Annotated in this window: 24 protein-coding genes; 12 read left to right on the forward strand and 12 right to left on the reverse strand. The window is 42.8% G+C overall.

The annotated features are described in order from the left end of the window. Positions 1-210 precede the first annotated feature (210 nt). Positions 211-480 (reverse strand): hypothetical protein, encoded by a 270-nt coding sequence (locus tag AC04NP_RS02285; RefSeq protein WP_482857690.1) that lies wholly within the window; start codon positions 478-480, stop codon positions 211-213. After that, a complete protein-coding gene (gene arsM, locus AC04NP_RS02290) occupies positions 471-1448 on the reverse strand; it encodes an arsenosugar biosynthesis arsenite methyltransferase ArsM (RefSeq protein ID WP_482857691.1) in 978 nt (325 codons plus the stop codon). Before arsM ends, AC04NP_RS02285 begins: the two co-directional genes overlap by 10 nt. Positions 1449-1583: 135 nt before the next feature. Between arsM and AC04NP_RS02295 the strand changes: the two genes are divergently transcribed. Next, entirely contained in the window at positions 1584-1760 is a 177-nt protein-coding gene (locus tag AC04NP_RS02295) for a hypothetical protein (RefSeq protein ID WP_482857692.1), read from the forward strand. 206 nt (positions 1761-1966) lie between these two features. Here AC04NP_RS02295 and AC04NP_RS02300 read toward each other — a convergent pair whose 3' ends face one another. Next, a complete protein-coding gene (locus tag AC04NP_RS02300; protein ID WP_482857693.1) occupies positions 1967-2452 on the reverse strand; it encodes a carboxypeptidase-like regulatory domain-containing protein in 486 nt (161 codons plus the stop codon). A 164-nt stretch (positions 2453-2616) separates the two neighbouring features. Here AC04NP_RS02300 and AC04NP_RS02305 point away from each other — a divergent pair, with 164 nt between their 5' ends. Then, positions 2617-3165 carry a hypothetical protein gene (locus AC04NP_RS02305; RefSeq protein ID WP_482857695.1) on the forward strand — a complete coding sequence of 183 codons (549 nt, stop codon included), beginning with the start codon at positions 2617-2619 and terminating at the stop codon, positions 3163-3165. A gap of 178 nt (positions 3166-3343) precedes the next feature. Here AC04NP_RS02305 and AC04NP_RS02310 read toward each other — a convergent pair whose 3' ends face one another. The 3 genes from AC04NP_RS02310 to AC04NP_RS02320 all read right to left on the reverse strand — a co-directional run bounded on the left by AC04NP_RS02310 (position 3344) and on the right by AC04NP_RS02320 (position 5613). Then, positions 3344-4051 carry a 16S rRNA (uracil(1498)-N(3))-methyltransferase gene (locus AC04NP_RS02310; protein ID WP_482857696.1) on the reverse strand — a complete coding sequence of 236 codons (708 nt, stop codon included), beginning with the start codon at positions 4049-4051 and terminating at the stop codon, positions 3344-3346. 51 nt (positions 4052-4102) lie between these two features. Next, positions 4103-4873, reverse strand: coding sequence for an acyl-CoA desaturase (locus AC04NP_RS02315; protein WP_482857697.1), 771 nt, complete (start codon positions 4871-4873; stop codon positions 4103-4105). A gap of 110 nt (positions 4874-4983) precedes the next feature. Further along, a complete protein-coding gene (locus AC04NP_RS02320) occupies positions 4984-5613 on the reverse strand; it encodes a sigma-70 family RNA polymerase sigma factor (protein ID WP_482857698.1) in 630 nt (209 codons plus the stop codon). A gap of 100 nt (positions 5614-5713) precedes the next feature. Between AC04NP_RS02320 and AC04NP_RS02325 the strand changes: the two genes are divergently transcribed. Then, complete coding sequence (locus AC04NP_RS02325; protein ID WP_482857699.1) at positions 5714-6538, forward strand: cyclase family protein; 825 nt, start codon at positions 5714-5716, stop codon at positions 6536-6538. Between the two features lie 6 nt (positions 6539-6544). Here the strand turns inward: AC04NP_RS02325 and AC04NP_RS02330 are convergent, their stop codons facing one another. Then, the gene (locus AC04NP_RS02330) at positions 6545-7654 is read right to left on the reverse strand and encodes a DUF2652 domain-containing protein (protein WP_482857700.1); all 1110 of its coding nucleotides are present in this window, start codon (positions 7652-7654) and stop codon (positions 6545-6547) included. A 173-nt stretch (positions 7655-7827) separates the two neighbouring features. On the opposite strand from AC04NP_RS02330, the gene AC04NP_RS02335 reads away from it, so the two are divergent. Beyond that, positions 7828-9279, forward strand: a complete 1452-nt coding sequence (locus AC04NP_RS02335; RefSeq protein ID WP_482857701.1) for a Gfo/Idh/MocA family protein — start codon at positions 7828-7830, stop codon at positions 9277-9279. 183 nt (positions 9280-9462) lie between these two features. Here the strand turns inward: AC04NP_RS02335 and AC04NP_RS02340 are convergent, their stop codons facing one another. After that, positions 9463-9996 (reverse strand): hypothetical protein, encoded by a 534-nt coding sequence (locus AC04NP_RS02340; RefSeq protein ID WP_482857702.1) that lies wholly within the window; start codon positions 9994-9996, stop codon positions 9463-9465. Positions 9997-10170: 174 nt separating this feature from the next. Between AC04NP_RS02340 and AC04NP_RS02345 the strand changes: the two genes are divergently transcribed. Together AC04NP_RS02345 and AC04NP_RS02350 are read left to right on the forward strand one after the other, a co-directional pair. Next, a complete protein-coding gene (locus tag AC04NP_RS02345) occupies positions 10171-10995 on the forward strand; it encodes a DUF6503 family protein (protein ID WP_482857704.1) in 825 nt (274 codons plus the stop codon). 16 nt (positions 10996-11011) lie between these two features. Continuing rightward, positions 11012-11947: a carbon-nitrogen hydrolase family protein gene (locus AC04NP_RS02350; protein WP_482857705.1), complete on the forward strand. Its 936-nt coding sequence runs from the start codon at positions 11012-11014 to the stop codon at positions 11945-11947. Here AC04NP_RS02350 and AC04NP_RS02355 read toward each other — a convergent pair. Then, positions 11944-12549 carry a histidine phosphatase family protein gene (locus AC04NP_RS02355; RefSeq protein WP_482857706.1) on the reverse strand — a complete coding sequence of 202 codons (606 nt, stop codon included), beginning with the start codon at positions 12547-12549 and terminating at the stop codon, positions 11944-11946. The genes AC04NP_RS02350 and AC04NP_RS02355 overlap by 4 nt on opposite strands. Before the next feature lie 81 nt (positions 12550-12630). Between AC04NP_RS02355 and AC04NP_RS02360 the strand changes: the two genes are divergently transcribed. The 6 genes from AC04NP_RS02360 (at position 12631) to AC04NP_RS02385 (ending at position 18992) form a co-directional block, all read left to right on the forward strand. Further along, positions 12631-13050 carry a hotdog fold thioesterase gene (locus tag AC04NP_RS02360; protein WP_482857707.1) on the forward strand — a complete coding sequence of 140 codons (420 nt, stop codon included), beginning with the start codon at positions 12631-12633 and terminating at the stop codon, positions 13048-13050. A 3-nt stretch (positions 13051-13053) separates the two neighbouring features. After that, entirely contained in the window at positions 13054-14295 is a 1242-nt protein-coding gene (locus tag AC04NP_RS02365) for a chorismate-binding protein (RefSeq protein WP_482857708.1), read from the forward strand. A gap of 127 nt (positions 14296-14422) precedes the next feature. After that, complete coding sequence (menD, locus tag AC04NP_RS02370) at positions 14423-16135, forward strand: 2-succinyl-5-enolpyruvyl-6-hydroxy-3-cyclohexene-1-carboxylic-acid synthase (RefSeq protein WP_482857710.1); 1713 nt, start codon at positions 14423-14425, stop codon at positions 16133-16135. After that, the gene (gene menB, locus AC04NP_RS02375) at positions 16125-16949 is read left to right on the forward strand and encodes a 1,4-dihydroxy-2-naphthoyl-CoA synthase (RefSeq protein WP_482857711.1); all 825 of its coding nucleotides are present in this window, start codon (positions 16125-16127) and stop codon (positions 16947-16949) included. Before menD ends, menB begins: the two co-directional genes overlap by 11 nt. Before the next feature lie 33 nt (positions 16950-16982). Beyond that, positions 16983-17849, forward strand: a complete 867-nt coding sequence (gene purU, locus AC04NP_RS02380) for a formyltetrahydrofolate deformylase (protein WP_482857712.1) — start codon at positions 16983-16985, stop codon at positions 17847-17849. A gap of 51 nt (positions 17850-17900) precedes the next feature. After that, positions 17901-18992 carry an AMP-binding protein gene (locus tag AC04NP_RS02385; protein ID WP_482857713.1) on the forward strand — a complete coding sequence of 364 codons (1092 nt, stop codon included), beginning with the start codon at positions 17901-17903 and terminating at the stop codon, positions 18990-18992. Here AC04NP_RS02385 and AC04NP_RS02390 read toward each other — a convergent pair. The 3 genes from AC04NP_RS02390 to AC04NP_RS02400 all read right to left on the reverse strand — a co-directional run bounded on the left by AC04NP_RS02390 (position 18989) and on the right by AC04NP_RS02400 (position 21052). After that, positions 18989-19792, reverse strand: coding sequence for a hypothetical protein (locus AC04NP_RS02390; RefSeq protein WP_482857715.1), 804 nt, complete (start codon positions 19790-19792; stop codon positions 18989-18991). The genes AC04NP_RS02385 and AC04NP_RS02390 overlap by 4 nt on opposite strands. An 85-nt stretch (positions 19793-19877) precedes the next feature. After that, on the reverse strand, positions 19878-20666 hold the full coding sequence (locus AC04NP_RS02395) for an XRE family transcriptional regulator (protein ID WP_482857717.1): 789 nt from the start codon (positions 20664-20666) through the stop codon (positions 19878-19880). 101 nt (positions 20667-20767) lie between these two features. Further along, on the reverse strand, positions 20768-21052 hold the full coding sequence (locus AC04NP_RS02400) for a hypothetical protein (protein ID WP_482857718.1): 285 nt from the start codon (positions 21050-21052) through the stop codon (positions 20768-20770). Positions 21053-21214: the final 162 nt, after the last annotated feature.

The following is a 21214-nucleotide window of genomic DNA, read 5'->3' on the forward strand; positions in this document are numbered from 1 at the left end:
TTGAGCCTTGCGCTGGGACTAAAGTTAGAAAATTTGCAATGAAAGCTGCGTTAAATGTCAAAATTAATAATTAGCCTGCTTTAATGCCCCTGACCGATCATCCCAAAAATAGGATCTTCCACTTGCACCACCGATAGTAAAATCTGATTTTTCAATAGTAAGGAAATTCACTGCTCCGGACAGTATGTTATTTTCTTCTGCACTTAAGGATCATTCGTGCTGCCGTTCGTGATATAGCGGTTTAAGTCGATGGAGCATTGCAAAATACTGAACATCTCCAAAACCGTAATGAAAGTCGTCTTTGAGCATGCTGCTTACCAGTTTCATTTTCTGCTCATAGTCCTGAAGATCGGGACCTTTTTGAAAATAACCTTTATAGCTATCGACAATGTACCGGGCCCGGGTCTCCCAAAAATCTCGGGTGCCGATTTCACCCTGTACAGGCCCACCACAAATCCCGGGTGAAATGGTTAGCAACACCCGCCGCCATCATAAAAGTAGGTGGAATCGGAGGTAAATATATCTTTTCGGTCCAATGCTGCCAGGGCGCCGGCGGTTTTGTCACACACTGCCAGCGGCATGTTTGGCAAGAGTACATGGCCTTTTCCATCATCAAAATACTCCTGATCTCCAAAGTAGATAGCGGTTTTTCCCGTAAAAACACAGGGACCATCATCGGGCGTCGGGTCTTTGATCGCACAAACTTCGACGCTCTCAATAATGACCAGCTCTTTCGTATTGTACTGATTGGGTGACAGGACGCGGTAAGGCCTTTTGGCCCTGATTTCAACAGTGCCGAAACCGCAATCGGTAATTAACCGGATATATGCATTTAATGGAATGGCCCCTGTCAGGCACATGGCCCTCAATCTTTCGTCATTCCTGAGACTATCCGACATGGGTGTCTCGCAGATAGGGTCAGAAAGTACCAACCTGCCGTTAGGTTTTAGCACCCGATACATTTCCCTGAGTGCCTGCTTCATATCTTCGGGTTTAAATATATTGAAAAGGCAGTTTTGCGCCGCCACATCGATGGTGCTATCTTCTATAGGCAGATGCAGGGCATCGCCCCTTCTCAGGTCGATAAATTCAGCATTGAACCAGGGATTCAGCTTTTCCGCCTCTTTGAAATTTGTTTTTGAAGCTTCCAGCATTTCTTCGACTACATCGATGCCTATGGTGCCACCGGGGGTTCTGTTGAAATATGAAAACTGCAACAATTCCATGCCTCCACCCACTCCTACATATAAAACGGTGGGATTATTTACCAGGTCCCTGGGGTTAACCGTGCTTCCGCAACCGTAATTCATGTCCAACATAATTTTCGGAACTTCCAGAGCCGGCAGTTGCCAGACTGGTGTGGTGGTGCAGCACAGGCCTATATCAGGATTTTTGGCGGCTTCTTTGTAAATATTTTTTGTGGTTTCTAAATAGGATATATCTGACATTCTTTCTTTTTTATCGGTAATAACTGATTTATACCTGTAATAACTGAAAAGTACGAAAGATGGGTTTTTGTAATCCAAACAATCTTATCATTTGTCAGGTTCCCGACCTAAACTTTTTTAAAATATGCTGTGGTTATGAAGTTTCCTGTTTCACGAATAACCGGCTGGTACCTGAAGGAGCTTAATCCGGAATTGAATATGCTGACGATCGCCTCTGCGGAACAGGCCCGTGCAGACGCTCTCAAAGCAAAAAATGAAGGTGTTGCTGATTTTATTCCGGTGATACCTTCAACGATGACAAAAACCTATTGAGGATCCCCTGCCTGTCAGGCGGAAGGACGCCCGGAACTTCAGGATTAGCATCGAGGTTTTTTTCAGTAAAAGATAAACCAGTAACAACACCTTCTTATGTCTTAGTTTTTCAGAATTCTATCCGGTAACTTAAATTTGGAAATAAACCAAGCTGCTCATCCGTCCGGATAGCCATGGCGTCTGCATCGTAAAACGCTTCCGGTACATTATATCTTCCGGTAAAATTTTGTATGTTGAGGGCTATGATACTTGCATGCTTTGGCTTGTTTCTTTGGTATCTTATGCCGATGTTCATTCGTCGGCAAAATGATTGGGATTGGGTACCTCGATGCCTTAATCACAATTTCTTCCATCTGCACAAATGACTCCCGCAATTCAATGTTCAGTATTACTTCCTTTCCTGACCCTACCAATAACTCCGGCATGTTGCTTTCTTCATAGCCTATGTAGGTTATCTTCAGGTTATGCCTGCCTACAGGTACCGGTGTAATCCTGAAATTTCCCCCGGCATCTGTGATAGCGCCCAGCAAAGGATCAGTACCGATAATTATAACATTAGCACCGATGATCGAAGAGCCGGATTGCTGGTCAACAACTTTACCGCGCACTGTTTGTGTAAAGTTTTGGCCAATAACACTGGAGATAAGCCACGTAAATGCGATTATAAAAAGTATTTTTAGCAGAAGTTTCATAACGTGAAGTCAATTTTCTTCGGTATAAAATTTGATTCAATGACAAGGTGCCATTACGAAGGTTTCCAGTAAGGTTAAATTTTTGGTTTTCTTAATAATTATGGCCGATTCATCGTTTTATGGTCGAATCAACTATATTTAAGCCCAGTTACTGATAATATTTTATGCAAGTTTTTAGTCACCACTTTCGTGTTTTTAATGTTTTTTTTACTTTTCTATGGCTTGCAGGTGGCCTTTTGCTGGTTACTTGTAGGGATGAAGACGATTCTGAAATACAGTTTACCCCGGCACAAATCGAAAGGCTTTTGGCAAGTGACAGCACCAAAAGCTGGAATCTGATAAGCAAGAAAATTGACGGTCAGCAGGTTATAATCGATGGTTGTCAGTTGGAAAATGAATTGATATTTACCCAGGGCACCGGAGAGACTGCCAACATCCTGGTGTTTGACGACTCATGCGAGGAAGACAAGATACTGGACGGATACTGGGAAGTAATCAACCAAAGTGATCTTCCTGTTACTGACACATTACTTTACCTTTTTAATCCCGATACTTTATTTCAAAGCGAAGATTCGCTGGTGGTGGACCATGATACTGTTATAAATATCGTTGACAGGATCACTTCCCGGTTTTTAACGATATCAAGGACCGAAATGATCAACCGTATTTCAGTAGCGGTTACAGAGGATTACGAAGTGCATCGACATCGCTAGCCGGAGGTGGCCCTGGCACACCCCAAAATTCTCACCACCCTCTGTGTCTCTTTGTGTCTTGGTGCCTTTGTGGTTAACCATTTTTCACCACAAAGGCACCAAGACACAAAGAGACACAGAGGTTTTCGCCGATAAAATAAAAATAAAGGCCCATGTTTGAGTTGTGCAACATCAGCGATTACAGACTGGCCTCGTTTATCAAATTTAAAATATGACAGGCCGCAATACCTGCTGTCTCTGTTCTTAGCCTGTGGTTTCCCAGACTGACAGTCTGAAAGCCAAGTCTGGTGGCATTGGTTACTTCTTCGCTGCTAAAATCACCTTCAGGACCGATTAAGACGAGGTATTGTCCGTCTTTTTTTGCCAGATTGATTAAGTGGGGACTCGGTAAATCATCCAGGTAGGCGATATATTTTTCGGATTCTGCATGGTGTGCCAGGAGGTCAGAAAATGGTATCGGCTCCGAAATTTCAGGTGTCCTGGATTTCAGGGATTGCTTCATGGCACTGATTGCCTTTCTTTGCAGACGATCAGTCCGGAGCGTCTTTCTTTCTGATGTCCGGCATAAGATAGGCGAAATCTTATCGATGCCCAGTTCTACTGATTTTTCTACAAACCATTCCAGCCTGTCGAGGTTTTTTGTCGGGGCGATGGCTATGTGAATAAAATAAGTTTTAGCCGGTTCCTGTTTTCTTTCAACGATTTCGAAAAAACTTTTTCCCGGGTCGGGCCTTGTAAGCCTGCAGGTATAAATGCTTCCTTTTCCGTCAGCAACATAGATAAGGTCTCCCTGTTTTAACCTCAGCGCTTTGACGCAGTGACCCGATTCATCGGTATCGAGAAAAGTGTCACCCGCATCAATATTAGGCTGGTAAAACAAACGCATGATAAGGTACCCTCAACAAGATGAAAGGGAACAGGAAGCACCCAAAAGCTGTCAGGCAGCTATTCTTTCCGGAAAATCCGCATTAACGCTTTTGCCCTTTCTCATTTTAATAATTCCCAAAAAGTTAAAAAGCTTTATGAATTGATAGGTAGGATCGATTTCATGCCATCTGATCCCACCAAAATTGGGGCTGCCACCGTTTTTGTGGTGGTTGTTGTGATAACTTTCACCCATCATCAGAAAATCAAATGGCAGAAAATTCCTTGATGTGTCTTTCGTTTCAAAATTTCTGTAGCCATACTTGTGCGCAAACCAGTTGATGATCGCTCCATGTATGGGAGAAACGGCAAATTGAATGGGCAATAATAAATACATCCACCAGTGTGTGGCAAATTGCACATAGAAAAGGATATAAAGCCCCCCCCAGAAAATTCTCGAAGGCCATGACCTGGCCATTTTATCGAACCATGTCCATTCCGGAATATCTTTAGTAAACCTGGGATCAACCACCATTTTTTTATTGGCAATAGCTGAATAAATCGTTTTAGTTTTCCACATCATTTTCCAGATGCTTTCATCGTAGGTTGGGGAATGCGGGTCATTTTCGGTGTCAGCATAGGCATGGTGCATTCTATGCATAATTCCATAACCGTAGGCACTCAGATAATTGGATCCTTGAAAAATCCAGGTCAACACAAAAAATACTTTTTCCATGGGTTTTGACATGGTAAATGCTCTATGGGCAGCGTACCTGTGCAAAAAGAATGTCTGAAAGAACAAAGATAAATACCAGTGTGCTATGAAAAATGCAATAACAATCATGCTCCAATTTTTACGAGTTTACTTAATTTAATTTCCCGGACAGCAAGTCCCTTTTTTGTTAAGACAACGAAATGTTGAGTTTGTGACAAAAGTGTGATAAAAATTTACGATTAAATGTTATTTAATTTTTGGGAGATGTCTTTTTTCAGGTTGTCTATGAAATTTCCCACTTCACCGAACGTGCAAGCACTTTTAAATTTTTCAACGAATTGTGAGTGAACATCGAGATTGACATGAAACCGGTCTTTTTCCTGATTTAGCTTTTCTTTAGCCCTGCAGAACAACTGCCTGCAATGTTCTTTCTTTTTATCCAGGATTTCTGTCAACTCGCCATAGTCGAAATTAAAAATCTCCCTCAAAATAAAAACGGCCCTTTCGGTCGGTTCCAACTTTTTTAGGATAACACTAATAGCTTCGGAAAGTTCATTTTTCAGGTCAAAATTGGGTAATTCAATTTTGTCGATAAAGGAAGGGTGGTTGATGGCTTCCAGTAAATTTTCTTTTGTTTTATTAAGCTGTTTGATATGATTGAGGCAAGTATTTGTTACGGATTTAATTAAATAGGCCTTTGTATCATTAATCTTTTTTTGTTCTGTTTTCAACCATTTCAGAAAGGTGTCCTGCACGATATCCTCCGCATCCATAACAGTACCGACCATTTTGTAAGCAATGGCGTAAAGCAAAGGCCCGTACAATGTTATTGTTTCATTCTGACTCACATCTACATATTTTAGGTGCAAAGCTAAGATTTTATTTAGTCTTTAGCTATTAAATCATTAAATTTTCAACAAATTCGGTCAAACACTTAACGCTCCACCGGTTTTCGCAAAATTTGTGATCATGGAAAAATGTTTTTTATTCATATTGTTAGGGGCTTCATTGGGTGCCTGTAACAGGAAGGAAGAAAATAAAGGATTCCTGATTAACCAGGTAACACAACTTTCTTTTCCCAACGGAAGCTGGATAGATCTGACCTATGATTTTGATTATCAAACGGTCTATTGGCCTACTTCCGAGGCTTTCAAACTGGATACTGTATTTGAAGGGCAAACGGATAATGACTACTATTATTCCGCCTTCAAATTTAGTACAGCCGAACACGGAGGAACACATCTGGACGCGCCGGTTCATTTTTCTGAAGGGAAAAAAACAGTGGATCAAATTGATATTGATCAGCTTAACGGCCAGGCTATGGTGATAGATGTGTCAGGAAACTGCCTCGATAACCGTGACTACCAAATCACCCGGCAGGATATCGAAAACTGGGAAAAGGAAAACGGGCGGTTGCCTGAAAATTGTATTCTGCTCTTTAAAACCGGCTACGGCAAATTCTGGCCTGATAAAAGCAAGTACATGGGCACCACGTTGTCGGGGCTGGAGGGTATCCAAAATCTGCATTTCCCGGGTATTGCACCTGCCGCGGCAAAATGGCTGGTTAACCAGCGCAACATCAAGGCAGTTGGCCTCGATACGCCGAGCATTGATTATGGGCAGTCAAAATTATTTGAGACTCACAGAATACTCTTTGAAAAGAACATACCGGCCTTTGAAAATGTGGCTAACCTTGATTTACTGCCGACTAAAGGTGCTTGGGTGATTGCTTTACCTATGAAAATTAAAGGTGGCAGCGGTGCTCCCTTACGCATTGTGGCTCTGATCCCTTGATTTCCGTTAGCCGGCCGCCATCATATGATGATTTGTTTTTTCACAAACCTCTTTCAACCGGACTAAAAGTGTACGTATATTTTTTCGGAATTTGCTTTTTAAAACCGGCAGCATGATCCATCCAATGACAGGTTTGGGATGAATATGAATCTCAGCCGATACCATGGTTCCTCCATTTTGAGTTGCCAGAATATAGTAAAAGGCAGCTTGTTTTGCGACAGGTAAATCGAGAATGTTTTCCCCATAAACCATTTTACCCTCGCCGAAGTGGTTACTGGTTGTTTCGAAATTCAGTATCTGATTGCGGCCAATGACACAGCGGTGCCTGGTACCAATGCGGTTGACCCGGTTCTTCTCATATTCGAGCTTTTCAACCCCCTTGTTCCATTCGAGCCTGTAATTAAAATTGGTTAATTTTTCAAACACCGTTTCTACCGGAATCTTAATGAAGATTTGATCGGTGATTGGATTTTTCACTTTTTTCTGAAGGGGCGGCGGCGGAGGGTCTTCCACCCATTGGTGTAATGGCTGTAAGGGGGCATAGTGATACACAACTTCACCCATGTGCTCATAGCTCACAGTACCTTCTTTGTACTCCAGCCACGCTTCGTTGCCTGTCGGCCCGATCCGGTAGCCATTTGATTGAAAGGAGTCGGTTAAAAGCAGGTATTCCTTTTTAGGCACATTGTTTTTCAACAACCGGTGCACCAGGATCAGATCTGCGCCAAATGGTTTTTTCTTGTCTTTAACCGAGGTAAAACCTATTTCACCGATGTGAATGATAAATTTAAGGGACAAATTAATAGCAGTACTACAAGCACCACAGGAGCAGATCCTTTTTGATTCATAAGATCTCAGGTGGTTATGGAAATCCAGGAATGTTTTTTTGACCTGTCTGATAATTTCATCCGGCTCTGGCACTGAGTTGTGCTTGAAAAACAAGACCGCATCACCTTCTACTTCTGCCACTTCCATACCCACTATATTAGAATCAATGATCAATTCCAGCAATTCTGATATAATATGTTGGCTATGCTCTATCTCTGTTTGCTTCACAAAATTTGTAAAACCGGTAATATCAGGGATAAAAAGCAGGGAATGATTATTTTCACCCATTACTTCATAGTTTCAATCATAAAAAACGGGCTGGCGCCTTATTGGTTGTTTTGTGGATTAATTTAATGTTGCCTACTTGAAAAATTTTGTTCCAAAGTGCTTGGCAATGAAATTATTTTATTCATCAAAAAAGTTTTATTTTCACGGTGAGAACCTAATTTAACTTTTTTGGTATGAAAGCAAACTCTAATAAACCATCCCCGGTAAACAGGCGTAGATTTATCCGGGATTTTTCACTGGCCGGTGCCGGCTTTATGGTTGTACCCCGCTATGTGCTCGGCGGAGAAGGGTACGTAGCACCGAGTGACAAGTTGAACATTGCAGGTATAGGTGTCGGTGGCAGAGGCTGGGGTGTCCTGGAAGGTGTTTATAATGAGGGCACTGAAAATATAGTGGCTCTTTGTGATGTTGACGATGCCAGGGCGGCAAAAACATTTGAAAAGTACAATAAAGCGGCCAGATACCGGGATTTCAGGGTAATGCTGGAGAAACAAAAAGACATTGACGCGGTAGCGATCGCTACCCCGGATCATACACATGCTGTCGCAGCTATGGCCGCCATGCACCTGGGCAAACACGTTTATGTGGAAAAACCTTTGACCCACAATGTATACGAGGCGAGAATGCTGAGGGAAACGGCCAAAAAGTATAAATTAGTTACGCAGATGGGTAACCAGGGGGCTTCCGGGGAAGGAACCTGGAAGACTGTAGAATGGATTGAGTCCGGAGTGATCGGTGATATTACCAAGGTGCATTGCTGGACCAACCGGCCTATATGGCCTCAAGGTGTTGCCACGCCTGCCGGTGATCACAAAGTACCCGATACACTGGACTGGGATCTTTGGTTAGGGCCGGCTAAGTTCAGGAATTATCACCCGGACTACCTGCCGTTTAAATGGAGAGGATGGTGGGACTATGGTACCGGTGCATTGGGGGACATGGCCTGTCATATCGTGGATGTGGTATTCCGAGCCCTTAAACTGGGTTATCCTACGTCGGTAGAAGCCAGCGTTACGGCGGTTTATGAGCGTGATTTTGTCCTTGCCAATTATGATGACAGCATACCGCCTTCCACAAAAATTCATTTTGACTTTCCGGCAAGGAAAGGAATGCCTCCGGTAAAACTGGCATGGTACGATGGTGGAATCAGACCTGAACGTCCCGATGAGTTAGGCAGTGATGAACAAATGGGGGATTGGAATGGCGGAGTCATTTTCGAAGGTACCGAAGGTAAACTGATGTGTGACACTTACGGTGACAACCCAAGGCTACTGCCAACCAGTAAGATGAAAGACTTTAAACCCCCAAAGCCAAAGTATCGCCGAATTGAGGAGGGACATTACCAAAGCTGGGTTAAGGCCTGTAAAGGTGGTGAAAAGCCGGTTTCTAACTTCGATATTGCCGGACCTCTGACCGAAATCATATTGATGGGTAACCTCGCTGTGAGAAGCTATAACCACAGGGTTTTGAAAGAAGGAAAAAAACCTACCGACTGGAATCCTTGGGAATACCCTGGCCGTAAGCAATTGGAGTGGAACGGTAAGGCTATGAAAATCACAAACCTCGACCTTGCCAATGAATTTGTAAACAGGGAATACAGAGAGGGCTGGTCTCTCGGAGTCTAAAAAAACTTTGTGCCTTAAATAGCGCAAGCGTCCCGTGGCTGTTGCACCACGTTTTCGACAAAATTCTTGGTGTCTCTTCGTGCCTTGGTGTCTTTGTGGTTCACCATTTTTCACCACAAAGACACGGAGGCACAAAGGCACTAAGTTAAGGGTTGTTTTGGGCTAATCCAGTCTTGTACTCATTTAATTGACAGACCTACCCGACACGGTCCTGCTGTGCACTTTGAATTGATTCAGCTTTTTGAGATTTACCAACAGCATTGACTCGGAACTCCGGGCAGCAAGTTTGAACTCCTTGCCGTCATAGTCAATGGTTGCGGTATTATTTTTCCAGTCCCTGGCGAAAATCGTGTAAGTGCCAGCTTTTCCGGGGTTTAATCCAAAAACAAGATACCTGTCCGGGCCTTGTTCAAAACTAATACCAAAACGCTTGCCATCGGAAGAGTCGACCAATACCCCAGGCGTAAGCGGGTTGATCACAATTTGTTCTATTTGCTTACCATCGATAATTTTTATTTCTCCGGAAACTATCTCACTGGTACTTTTACCCAATTCCCGGAATAGCACAATCCTGTGGGAGTTGTAAAACTGAACCTGCCTCAACTGATCCTGATCCAGCCCTGTTTCCCTTTGCAGCCTTTCGGAATACGGAACCAACTGAGGCGTACAGGAGGCGGTAACGGCAAGCAGGATTAAATAAAGTGTGAAATTCTTCATGTTTTTAGCTTCAGTATAAAAAAACTATCCAGGCAACCAAATGTTCAACTATTATGCCAATTTCTTTTGTCGCGACATTGACTAATTGATGAAATAACCGGTAATTGAAGTACAAAGTCTTGCATAGTTCGTTTACTTTGATTGAAATTTAAATTAAACACTAATCACCTGGAAATGAAAAAAAATATTATCGGACTTTCTATGATGTTGATTATAGGCAACATAGGCTGTCAAACGCAAAACAAAGACACCGTTGTCACTGAAACCACTGGAGAAAAACCGGAAAATGCAGCGAAGTATGAACATATACCTGATGAACTGTTAGCTGGGCTCAAGGCCCATGGCGGAATTGATTTTTGGAAAAAATACGGCCAGCTTAGCTATGTTTTAATGAAACGAGGGACTACCGAACAACTGGTGACAGATTTGCACTCCCGGAAGGTGCTGCTCACCCTGCCAGACTACAAAATTGGCTATGACAGCAAAAATGTTTGGATTACACCCAATAAGGCCGCAATGGGTGGAGGCTCCCCCAGGTTTTACCATAATTTAAACTTTTACTTTTTCGCACTCCCTTTTGTCTTGGCCGATCCTGGTATCAAATATGAGGTGCTGCCTGACAGGGAAATCGATGAAAAAGTTTATGACGTGGTGAAAATATCATTTGATGAAGGGGTAGGTGATGCTTCTGGCGATTATTATATAGCCCACTTTGATCAGGAAACACATCAATTGTATCTTTTACTTTATACGGTAACCTATTTTTCAGGCGAGTCCAACGAAAACTATAATGCCATCATTTACCATGAGTGGCAAAATGCCGGGGGATTGTTGGTGCCAAAACTAATAAAAGGATACAAGTATGCAGCCGGTGAAATTGGTGAACAGCGTTATGAAGCCAGGTTCGAGCATGTGGTTTTTGAAGAAAACACACCGGATCCATCCCTGTTTGCTATGCCTGAAAACGCTGAGATTGATTCATTGAAAGCTGACGCCTGATACATATCCGGATATTATGAAGACAGTTAAGGTAGCAGTAGTCCAGGCGGCCCCTATTCTCTTTAATCTCCGAAAGACCCTGGAAAAAACAGCTATGCTGGTGGAGGAAGCTGCCGGCACCGGGGCACGCCTGGTTTTGTTTCCGGAGGCTTTTATTCCGGCCTATCCCAGGGGATTTACTTTTGGTACGGTGGTAGGAAGCCGGACCGATGAAGGCAAAGCATTGTGGCTCAGGTATTGGGAAAACGCTTTGGAAATTCCTGGCAAGGATATGGAATATCTTGGCGCCATTGCGCGGAAACACAAAATATACCTGGCCATCGGTGTGATTGAAAAGGCCTTACAAGGAGGAACATTATATTGCACCTTACTTTATTTTTCCCCTGAGGGTGAATTAATGGCAAAACACAGAAAACTGAAACCCACTGCTGCAGAAAGAATTATATGGGGTGAAGGGGATGGCAGTACTTTGAGTACGGTAAAAACCGATTTCGGGGTATTAGGAGGGCTTATTTGCTGGGAGAACTATATGCCCCTGGCGAGAATGTCGATGTACAGGAAGGGGGTTCAGGTTTATCTGGCACCTACTGCAGACCATAGGGATCTATGGCAGGCCACCATGCGGCATGTTGCTGCAGAGGGCAGGTGTTTTGTTTTAAGCTGCAATCAATTTGTAACCAGGAATATGTATCCTGAAGATTTGCCCGTCATTGGCGAACTGCAGAATCAGCCGGAGATCATGTCAAAAGGCGGCAGTGTGATTATTGACCCGGAGGGAAAAACACTCGCAGGCCCGCTATGGAATAAGGAGGGCATTCTCTATGCCGATCTGGATATGCGTGATCTTTATAAAAGTAAAATGGATTTCGATGTAACGGGGCACTACGCAAGACCTGATGTATTTCAACTATCTGTCACCCATCAGCCTGAAACGGTCGATGGATCCGGCTAAGTTGTAAAGCCATTCAAATGCCTTATATCATTTGTCCATTCAATAGAGAACCGCTTGCCGGAATAATTGATTTTATAGAGCCCGAGGTTAGTATGGGGGAAAGTGTCCATGTATCTAAGGTGGTAATTTAACAATTCGCACAAAAGTATTCTCATCGCCCTGCCGTGCATGCAAATAAGAATGGTTTTTTCATCGGTTTGGGTTATAATGTGCTTCAGGGCTACCTTCTGCCGGCTTTGCACATCCAAAGGGCTTTCGCCACCGGCAATACCCAAGTCAACCTGACCGCTTTCCCAGGCAGAAGTTACTTTCAGATAATAGTCATGGTCTTTCTCAGAGAGGGGCATTCCTTCTTTTTCACCCCAGTTAATTTCATTTAACCCGCTTAATCTTTCATAAGGAATACCGAGATCGAGGAAAGACTGTACCGATTGCAGGGTACGTTGCAAGGTGGAAATGTAAATTTTATCAAAAGAGATATCCCTGTAGGCCTTAAAAAAAGCCGTAGCTTGTCGATAACCGGTTTCATTCAGCGGCGCATCGATGCCACTGCCCTGTACCATGCCCCGTTTGTTGTAATCGGTTTGGCCGTGCCTAATCAAATATATTTTTTTGCTTTTCAATTTTAATTTACATTTGTGCGAATTTGGGCGCAAAATAAACTTTTTTTAGATTAAACATATATGATAAACCCGAATATTACTGTAGAACAACTAAATGCTTTGAATAAAAATACAATGATGGAGCATTTGGGTATTGAATTTACTGCGATAGGAGAAGCATTTATTAGCGCCAAAATGCCTGTTGATCACCGAACACATCAGCCTTTTGGATTGTTACACGGAGGGGCTTCCGTAACACTGGCGGAAACACTGGGAAGTGTAGCTTCGTCATGTATGGTGGATGACACAAAACGGTTCTGCGTAGGCCTGGAAATTAATGCCAATCACCTCAGGGCAGTAAAAGAGGGTTATGTATACGGAACAGCCAGACCGGTTCATCTCGGTAAATCCACGCACGTATGGGAGATCAAAATTGAAAACAGTAAAGATCAACTCATATGCATCAGCCGGATTACCATGGCAATTTTAGATAAAAAATAGGGTATGGAGCATTTAAAGGAGTGGGAAGTCATAAAACAACACCTGATTAATGGTAAAAGCCATAAAACACTCGTAAAGTTTTTTGATTTTGCACTTCATAATAGTTTATCTATTGCGCTATGGCGCCAGCCCAGGCAACTGGAAAAACACCTGATTCTGGATCTGACCGGTGAGGTCAATTATGTAAAAGCCGATCTCGAGGAGTTAAATGATGGCTTTATTTTAAGCCCTTTCTCCAATAAAAATGGTGTTCAAAGTATTTTCATCAACAATCATTTTTATTACAGCACTCGCAATAAGCATTTGGCCATAGCCCCTTATTTAGATAGTTCGGTGCATGGCCGTCCGGATTTGGAAAAGTTGTTAGCAAGCCTGGGCGAAAGCTTTATACAACCGGTTCTTCCTAAAACTCGTTATCATGTAAATCCCTCATCACCGAGCGATTCGAGTAGTAAGGCACATTATATCGATACAGTAAACAGCGCGATAGAGGCGATCAACCAGGGAGCATTTACAAAAGTTGTGCCCGCACGTGTGGAAAAGATAACGCTGGACGATAGCTTTGATTTGGTAGCGGCTTTTGAAAAGGCATGCCAGCTTTATCCTAATGCGCTTGTTTCAGTAGTTTCTGTCCCCGGTATCGGCACTTGGATGGGGGCCACCCCGGAAGAGCTGATAAGTTTTAATAAGGCAAAACAATTTAGTACCGTCTCCCTGGCGGGTACTCAGAAAATCGATGATGATACCGATCTGATGGAAGTAGCGTGGCGACAGAAGGAGATCGAAGAGCAAGCGATGGTAAGCCGGTACATTATCGATTGCTTCAAAAAAATCAGGCTGAGGGAATATCAGGAATATGGGCCCAGAACTGCCCGTGCAGGCAAACTGGCCCATTTAAAAACCGATTTTGTGGTAGATACCATTGCCACTAATTTTCCGCAACTGGCCACGGTAATGCTTGGACTGTTGCATCCTACATCTGCGGTGTGTGGCATGCCGAAAGCGCCGGCCACGCAGTTTCTGCTGGCTCATGAAAATTTCGACAGGTCTTTTTTCAGTGGTTTTTTGGGGCCGGTCAATATGTTTGAGGAAACTCATCTGTTTGTAAATATCCGGTGCATGCAATTATTTGACAAAGAAGCAATACTTTATGCCGGGGCAGGTGTTACGGCATTTTCTGATGTTGAAAAGGAGTGGGAAGAAACCCATCTTAAATGCCAGACAATGCGTAAAGTATTGCATTGAAGGTGACATGTTAACGCTTATACCATTGACATGATGTATTGGCGCATTGTTCTTGAACAAAGTCTTTTTCTCATTCTAAATCCTGAAAATTGTTTTATATTTTTACGAGGCTTTATACAGGCACTCCATGATTTTACAACCCATAGTTGATATTGCAGAGATTTGCGCCAGAAAAAAGGTGTTAAATGCGATACTGTCTCCCGGTTCCCGGTGTGCCCCGCTTACCTTGTCTTTTTCCAGGCACCCCGCTATTGACGTCAAAACCGTAAGTGATGAGCGTTCGGCAGCTTTCATAGCCCTTGGCATGGCACAAATGTCTGAAAAACCCACTGTTTTGGTTTGCACCTCCGGCTCTGCCGCCCTCAATTATGGCCCGGCGGTGGCAGAGGCATTTTATCAACAGGTGCCTTTATTGCTCCTTACGGCCGACCGGCCACCGGAGTGGATAGACCAACTGGACGGGCAAACCATTCGACAACCTGACATCTATGGCAATCATGTGAAGAAAAGCTACCATTTACCTGTAGCATACAACCATGCAGATGCCCATTGGCATATCAACAGGGTGATCAACGAGGCCATTAATCTGAGTCAATCTTTCCCTCCCGGGCCGGTGCATATCAACGTGCCTGTACGGGAACCTTTTTATCCCGAAACCAATGAAAAACTAACCTACAATCAAGAAATAAGGGTGATAGATCAGCACTATCCGGCAGTTGGATTACCGGATGAAATGAAGAACATCCTGCAGCAAAAACTCAAAACCTTCAAAAAAACATTGATAGTGGCAGGGCAGGGCAGGGCAGATGCGTCACTATTGTCTTTTCTGGAATCATTTACTATCAGCCACCACATTCCGGTAGTCGCCGATGTCATTAGTAATTGTCAATCATTAGAAAATGCCATCATACATCAGGACGCGTTCCTGGGGATAAAAGAACAAACATTATTATCACAACTGGCACCGGAACTCTTAATAACTTTCGGCCAATCAGTTATTTCCAAACAGCTAAAATTATACCTCAGGAAATACCGCCCCGCCAGGCACTGGCATATTCAGCCCGGTGGTGAAGTCGCCGATACTTTTCAATCACTAACGGATGTTTACAGAACTACTCCCGCTGAGTTTTTCAAAGCATGGTACGCCTCATCCGGGCCCGCTATGGTAGAACAAGAAAGCTATCTGAAGCAATGGAAAAATGCGGATCAAATGGTTGCGCAGTCCTGGGACAGTCATTTCCCCGGCCATACTTTATCTGAATTTGCCGCAGTTAGATCCGTACTCGAGGTAATTCCTGAAACTTCAATTTTACATTTGGCCAATAGTATGCCGGTGAGGTATGCCAACTATTTAGGGGTTCGTGGTAAGGGAGTGGAAGTCTTTGCCAACCGGGGAACCAGTGGTATCGATGGGAGTGTTAGTGTGGCAGTGGGGTGTGCCCTGGGTACGGATAAAATAGTGACCCTCGTTACCGGTGATATGGCTTTTTTTTATGACAGGAATGCTTTTTGGAATAATTATCTCCCTTCCAACCTGAGAGTGATTATTTTAAATAACCACGCAGGAGGTATTTTTGGCTTAATCAAAGGGCCTGACCGGCAGCCTGAACTGGAGGAATTCTTTGAGACGCATCAACCCCTGAAAGCCAGGCATTTATGTGATGAATTTCACATTGAATATCGTTACTGTGACGATTTTTCATCTTTGCAAAAACATTTAAAGGGATTCTTTGAAGATGGCAATCAGCCAAAAGTACTTGAAATAGAAACTGATAAAAAAATTAATAAAAAATTTTTCACTGAATTTAAATCATCAATAGAAAAAATATATGGAAACTAGTTTTGAATGGAAAACAGTCAAGGAATTCGAGGATATAAAGTTTGAAGTATTTGATGGAATTGCCAAAATAACCATCAACAGGCCTGAAGTGTATAATGCCTTTCGCCCGGAAACAAACATAGAAATGATCGAAGCTATGGACATGGCCAGAGAAAGGCAGGATGTGAGGGTGGTGGTGTTGACTGGAACCGGTGACAAAGCTTTCTGTTCCGGTGGCGACCAGAATGTTAAAGGTGAGGGGGGATATATAGGAAAAGACGGGGTTCCCAGGCTCAATGTACTTGATCTTCATAAGCGTATCCGGTCGCTTCCCAAGCCGGTCATCGCCATGGTTAACGGCTATGCCATAGGAGGAGGACATGTATTACATGTGGTTTGTGATCTGACCATTGCCTCAGAAAACGCCAGGTTTGGCCAGACCGGGCCCAAGGTTGGAAGTTTTGACGCAGGTTTCGGATCTTCTTATCTGGCCAGGCATGTAGGGCAAAAAAAGGCCAGGGAAATCTGGTTTTTATGTGAGCAATATACGGCCGCCGAGGCAGAAAAGATGGGAATGGTCAATAAAGTTGTGCCGCTAAAAGAACTGGAGGCTACCACGGTTGCCTGGTGCAGGACCATTATGAAAAGAAGCCCTATGGCTGTAAGAATGATTAAAAGAGGCTTGAACGCCGAACTCGACGGACAAGCGGGGATTATGGAACTGGCAGGTGATGCCACCTTGATGTTTTATTTGATGGAAGAGGCGCAGGAAGGAAAAAATGCCTTCCTGGAAAAACGTGCTCCGGATTTTGATAAATACCCCAAATTCCCTTAATTCGACAATGTTAGACCTGCAACCTGTTTTATCATGGATCGAACTGTTCCAAGTGCGATATTGCTCATTCATTGCCCTGATCAAAAAGGAATCATTGCCAGGGTCACTGAGTTTTTAAGCAGAAATAAGGGCAATATCATCGACCTGGATGAACATGTCGATGGACATGAGAAAATATTTTTTATGCGGGTGGAGTGGGAGTTAGAAGGTTTTGTGATCCCCATGGAGCAAATTTCAGATCGTTTCAGAGAGGAAATCGGGGATCGGTATCAAATGGTCTGGGCGCTCCATTATAAAGGCACCAAGCCCAAAGTCTGTGTGTTTGTTTCTAAATATCCCCATTGTCTGTACGATATTCTATCGAGATATCAATCCGGTGAATGGAGCATTCAAATTCCCCTGATCATTAGCAACCATGACCATCTTTCAGACATTGCAGCCAGGTTTGATATTCCATTTTATCATATTTCTATAAACCGTGACAATAAACAAGCCCGGGAGCAGTATCAGCTATCATTACTTAAACAACATGAAGTCGATCTGATCGTGCTGGCCCGTTATATGCAGATTTTATCGGAAAACTTCGTCCGGGAGTATCCCAATAAAATCATTAACATTCACCATTCGTTTCTGCCTGCTTTTCCGGGGGCAAAACCTTATCATTCCGCTTATGCCAGAGGCGTGAAAATTATTGGTGCTTCCAGTCACTATGTAACTACCGAACTGGATGAAGGTCCGCTGATAGAGCAGGATGTGGTCAGGGTGAGCCATAAGGACTCCATTCAGAGCCTGATGAGAAAGGGGCGCGATCTTGAAAAGATTGTGTTGTCCCGGGCCATCTGGCACCATCTCCGGCATAATGTTCTTGTTTTCAAAAACAGAACCGTCATTTTCGACTGAACTACTGTGATGATAAAGTCAAAAATGTTGTGCCACTAAGCAATAAAAAGGATGTCTGAAGGAAACAAATATCTTGAAATCAATGGGAAAAAGGTTTTTTTTGACGACCTCATACACATGCGGGTAAGTGAAAAGTGGAAAGACGCGTATGAAAGGGATACTTTGCAATTCATACAATCCTGGTTGAAAGGAAAGAAAGAATTTACCATCCACACCTCAGGTTCTACGGGCAAGCCGAAAGCCATCGAAATTAACCGCGATATCATGAAAAAGAGTGCGAAAATGACAGCCCGCGCCCTTCACCTCACTGCGGGAGATACGGCCTTGGCCTGTATCAATGCTAATTATATCGGAGGAAAAATGATGCTGGTGAGGGCGTTGACACTGGATATGCCTCTAACAATTATCAGCCCTGCTTCTAACCCGTTTACCCATCTTAAAGCAGGTGTTTATTTCGATTTCATAGCGCTGGTGCCTTTGCAGTTAGATAACCTGTTGGGAAACGAAAGTTCCGTAAGAACACTTAACAAGGCCAAATCGATCATTGTAGGCGGGGCGCCGGTAGGCAAACACTTAAACCAGAAACTTCAGATTGTAAAAGCACCTGTTTATGCCACCTATGGTATGACCGAAACGGTTTCTCATATCGCGCTGAAGAAATTAAACGAACCTGGCAAGGGCCGGTATTTTAAGGTTTTACGGGAGGTAACCATTGGACAGGATCACAGAGAATGCCTGACGATACAGTCACCGGTCACCGGTGGGGAAAAAATAATAACCAATGACAGGGTGAAAATAATCAATGAGCATGAATTCGAATGGCTTGGCAGAATTGATAATGTGGTAAATACCGGTGGTATCAAAGTCCAGTTAGAGGAATTGGAGTCAAAAATTGAAGCATTACTGGCTGGATTAGACCGTAAGGAAAATTTTATGATCTGCGTGAAGGAAGATGCCAAGTTAGGGCAAAAACTGATTTTGTTGCTGGAAGGGGATGAGCGGGAAGAAGACGAGCTGGAGGCTTTGTTAAAAACGAAATTGTCGTATCATGCCCCCCGTGAAATAATAAGTGTTCCGGAGTTTTCCAGAACCGGCACCGGAAAAATAAACCGGCTTTTAACGATGAAAAAATACCTGGATTAAGATCGTTGCCTGCACACCCTCCTGGTTTGTAATACCAGGTCTCTCATCCCTTCTACAATTTCCTGCATCATTATTTTATATCCACCCATGATTTTGGGGGGAAGATTATGTACGTAGTTGAGGGTGTAATTTAAAACCAATGTCCTGTTTTCCCCATAGGGATAATAAGCAAACACTGCTATGGACATTTTGGAGGTTTTTTGAAACAAAACCTTACCGAAATTGTAGTTATGCTGCAATGTAAGCGTTTTGGGTACCCCCAGCTCAGGATTCAGCTTTTTAATATATTCGATTACAGGAAGTATTTGTCGGTCAGTATAAGGTGCCTGAAAATAGGCAAGACTGTAGTCAAAATCAGGGGCGAAAGTGCCGCACTCGATGTGGTATTCTTTATCATCCACCCTGGTAATATTGTACTTAGGTAGTGTCTGCTGAATAAAGCCTTCATTGGTCAATAATGATTCAGTAAAATAATCGACCTTTTCCTCCATCAGATAAATGGCTTTGTTAAGAATGATATAATAATCCTCTTCTCCTTTTTTACCCCAGTAATCATAAACATCCAATGGTTTAAAATAATACTCGAAATCTTTTGTCTGTCGGTTGTACCCCTCGATGGGTTGCATATTTTTATCTCTGATTTCAATATAATACTGCAGGTCATAGTCATTGATCACACGGGAGTTGGTTCCGAAATGGATGTTATTCTCCCGTACTACATTGAGCTGAGAGGTGTATTTTGAAGATGAAAAATTCAGAATAAAAAACAGTGAAATTATGCCGGCCTGGGTATGTAACATATTTCCCTTTTCATTTTGTCATTCATGGATACGAAATAAATAAAGTAAATTGTAAAAAAAACTTTTTTCACGTATATATCCTACATTAATGATTTTTGAGTTTGATAACTTCCTGTTGAAGATCGATAACAATCCCAGTCAGTTTTTCCAGCGTCATTTCACCGTCAGGTTCAGGGAAAGATACACTGATAAATGCTTTGGCTTCCCATACTTCCAGTACGTCACCAATTTCAATTTCATAGGGGGAATAAACCTTATTATCAGAAACCAAAAATAACTTTCCATTTTCCTCAACATAGTTAAATACACGTTTGTATACTATGCCTTCTTTTCCCGTTACCAATACGTAGGTTCTGCCATTGACAATATCAGCAACACTTTCCAAATACCTGCCGATTACCACCGTTCCTGATTCAAGGGGAAGCATGGAGTCACCGGTAACCTCAAAAGCCCGGTAGGTACTGTTTTTAGGAAGAAAGGGAAGCTGGAATTTTGGCAGTTCCTTCAGGTACTCCGGATCGGCATACCCGTTTAAGTATCCCGCCGAAGCTTTTTGTGGTATCAATTCAATATTCTCTTCATCATGCTGGTCGGTGGTGATGGCCAATACCTTAAATTTCTCGTTTTTATCAGACTGTTCCGGGGGATGAAGCGCAGTTTCAGGTGTGGTTTCTACATTTTTACTGATAAGTGTGTCTACACTTACATTGAACTCTTTCGCAATATTCATCAGGTTATTGAGCCTTGGATCAGCCCGCCCTTCTTCATAGGCTCCCAGCAAAGATCGTTTGATACCAATCTTTTCTGAAAACTGTTCTTGCGTATAACCATGCTTTTTTCTCAGATATTTAATGTTTTTACTGACTAGGGTCATGGGATTGTTGTTCTTGTTGGAATTAGCTATTTACTTTGTAATAAATTCATTAACCTGCTTGAATCGGCTAAATTTAACAATTATACATTTTCAACACTATACTAAACTTCAAAAATCATAAAGTTAGCCCAGTCTTCCTGTTTTTTGCCCAACTGGAATAAATGGGCATGGTAATAACTGCCGATTTTCTGCTTTTGTTTTAACTTTTCCGTAATCGTTTTTACCACATCTTTCAAAGTATCCTCAGCCTCCACCAGCGTGTAACCATACAAACATTTCCGATCGTTGGTATTTGCGTAGAATTTTACCTGGCATTTTCCCGAAGCCAATTTTTTACTGTAAAGCTTCAAACTGAATTGCCCATTGCTTTTTTGTTGTTCATTCATAACTGTGTTACTGTATTAAAATCCACCCCCCTTTCGTCCCCCGGAAGAGGGGTGGTGGTTTGCCCCAGTGTTACCATTTATGCTATAAATATTAGTATAATTTGTGATAAAATTAGTAAATATCTGAACAAAAAACCAATGAAAGCTAAAATAATTAGTAAA

The organism is Agaribacillus sp. DX54, from assembly GCF_056858335.1.

Bases quoted from the DNA above. Each gene is read 5' to 3' on its own strand.
- AC04NP_RS02300 (WP_482857693.1), bottom strand. From the start codon at position 2,452: ATGAAACTTCTGCTAAAAATACTTTTTATAATCGCATTTACGTGGCTT.
- AC04NP_RS02330 (WP_482857700.1), bottom strand. From the start codon at position 7,654: ATGGGTGAAAATAATCATTCCCTGCTTTTTATCCCTGATATTACCGGT.
- arsM (WP_482857691.1), bottom strand. From the start codon at position 1,448: ATGTCAGATATATCCTATTTAGAAACCACAAAAAATATTTACAAAGAA.
- AC04NP_RS02395 (WP_482857717.1), bottom strand. From the start codon at position 20,666: ATGACCCTAGTCAGTAAAAACATTAAATATCTGAGAAAAAAGCATGGT.
- purU (WP_482857712.1), top strand. From the start codon at position 16,983: ATGGATCGAACTGTTCCAAGTGCGATATTGCTCATTCATTGCCCTGAT.
- AC04NP_RS02350 (WP_482857705.1), top strand. From the start codon at position 11,012: ATGAAGACAGTTAAGGTAGCAGTAGTCCAGGCGGCCCCTATTCTCTTT.
- AC04NP_RS02335 (WP_482857701.1), top strand. From the start codon at position 7,828: ATGAAAGCAAACTCTAATAAACCATCCCCGGTAAACAGGCGTAGATTT.
- AC04NP_RS02295 (WP_482857692.1), top strand. From the start codon at position 1,584: ATGAAGTTTCCTGTTTCACGAATAACCGGCTGGTACCTGAAGGAGCTT.
- AC04NP_RS02325 (WP_482857699.1), top strand. From the start codon at position 5,714: ATGGAAAAATGTTTTTTATTCATATTGTTAGGGGCTTCATTGGGTGCC.
- menB (WP_482857711.1), top strand. From the start codon at position 16,125: ATGGAAACTAGTTTTGAATGGAAAACAGTCAAGGAATTCGAGGATATA.
- AC04NP_RS02310 (WP_482857696.1), bottom strand. From the start codon at position 4,051: ATGCGTTTGTTTTACCAGCCTAATATTGATGCGGGTGACACTTTTCTC.
- AC04NP_RS02345 (WP_482857704.1), top strand. From the start codon at position 10,171: ATGAAAAAAAATATTATCGGACTTTCTATGATGTTGATTATAGGCAAC.
- AC04NP_RS02365 (WP_482857708.1), top strand. From the start codon at position 13,054: ATGGAGCATTTAAAGGAGTGGGAAGTCATAAAACAACACCTGATTAAT.
- AC04NP_RS02390 (WP_482857715.1), bottom strand. From the start codon at position 19,792: ATGTTACATACCCAGGCCGGCATAATTTCACTGTTTTTTATTCTGAAT.
- AC04NP_RS02340 (WP_482857702.1), bottom strand. From the start codon at position 9,996: ATGAAGAATTTCACACTTTATTTAATCCTGCTTGCCGTTACCGCCTCC.
- AC04NP_RS02385 (WP_482857713.1), top strand. From the start codon at position 17,901: ATGTCTGAAGGAAACAAATATCTTGAAATCAATGGGAAAAAGGTTTTT.
- menD (WP_482857710.1), top strand. From the start codon at position 14,423: ATGATTTTACAACCCATAGTTGATATTGCAGAGATTTGCGCCAGAAAA.
- AC04NP_RS02315 (WP_482857697.1), bottom strand. From the start codon at position 4,873: ATGATTGTTATTGCATTTTTCATAGCACACTGGTATTTATCTTTGTTC.
- AC04NP_RS02360 (WP_482857707.1), top strand. From the start codon at position 12,631: ATGATAAACCCGAATATTACTGTAGAACAACTAAATGCTTTGAATAAA.
- AC04NP_RS02400 (WP_482857718.1), bottom strand. From the start codon at position 21,052: ATGAATGAACAACAAAAAAGCAATGGGCAATTCAGTTTGAAGCTTTAC.
- AC04NP_RS02305 (WP_482857695.1), top strand. From the start codon at position 2,617: ATGCAAGTTTTTAGTCACCACTTTCGTGTTTTTAATGTTTTTTTTACT.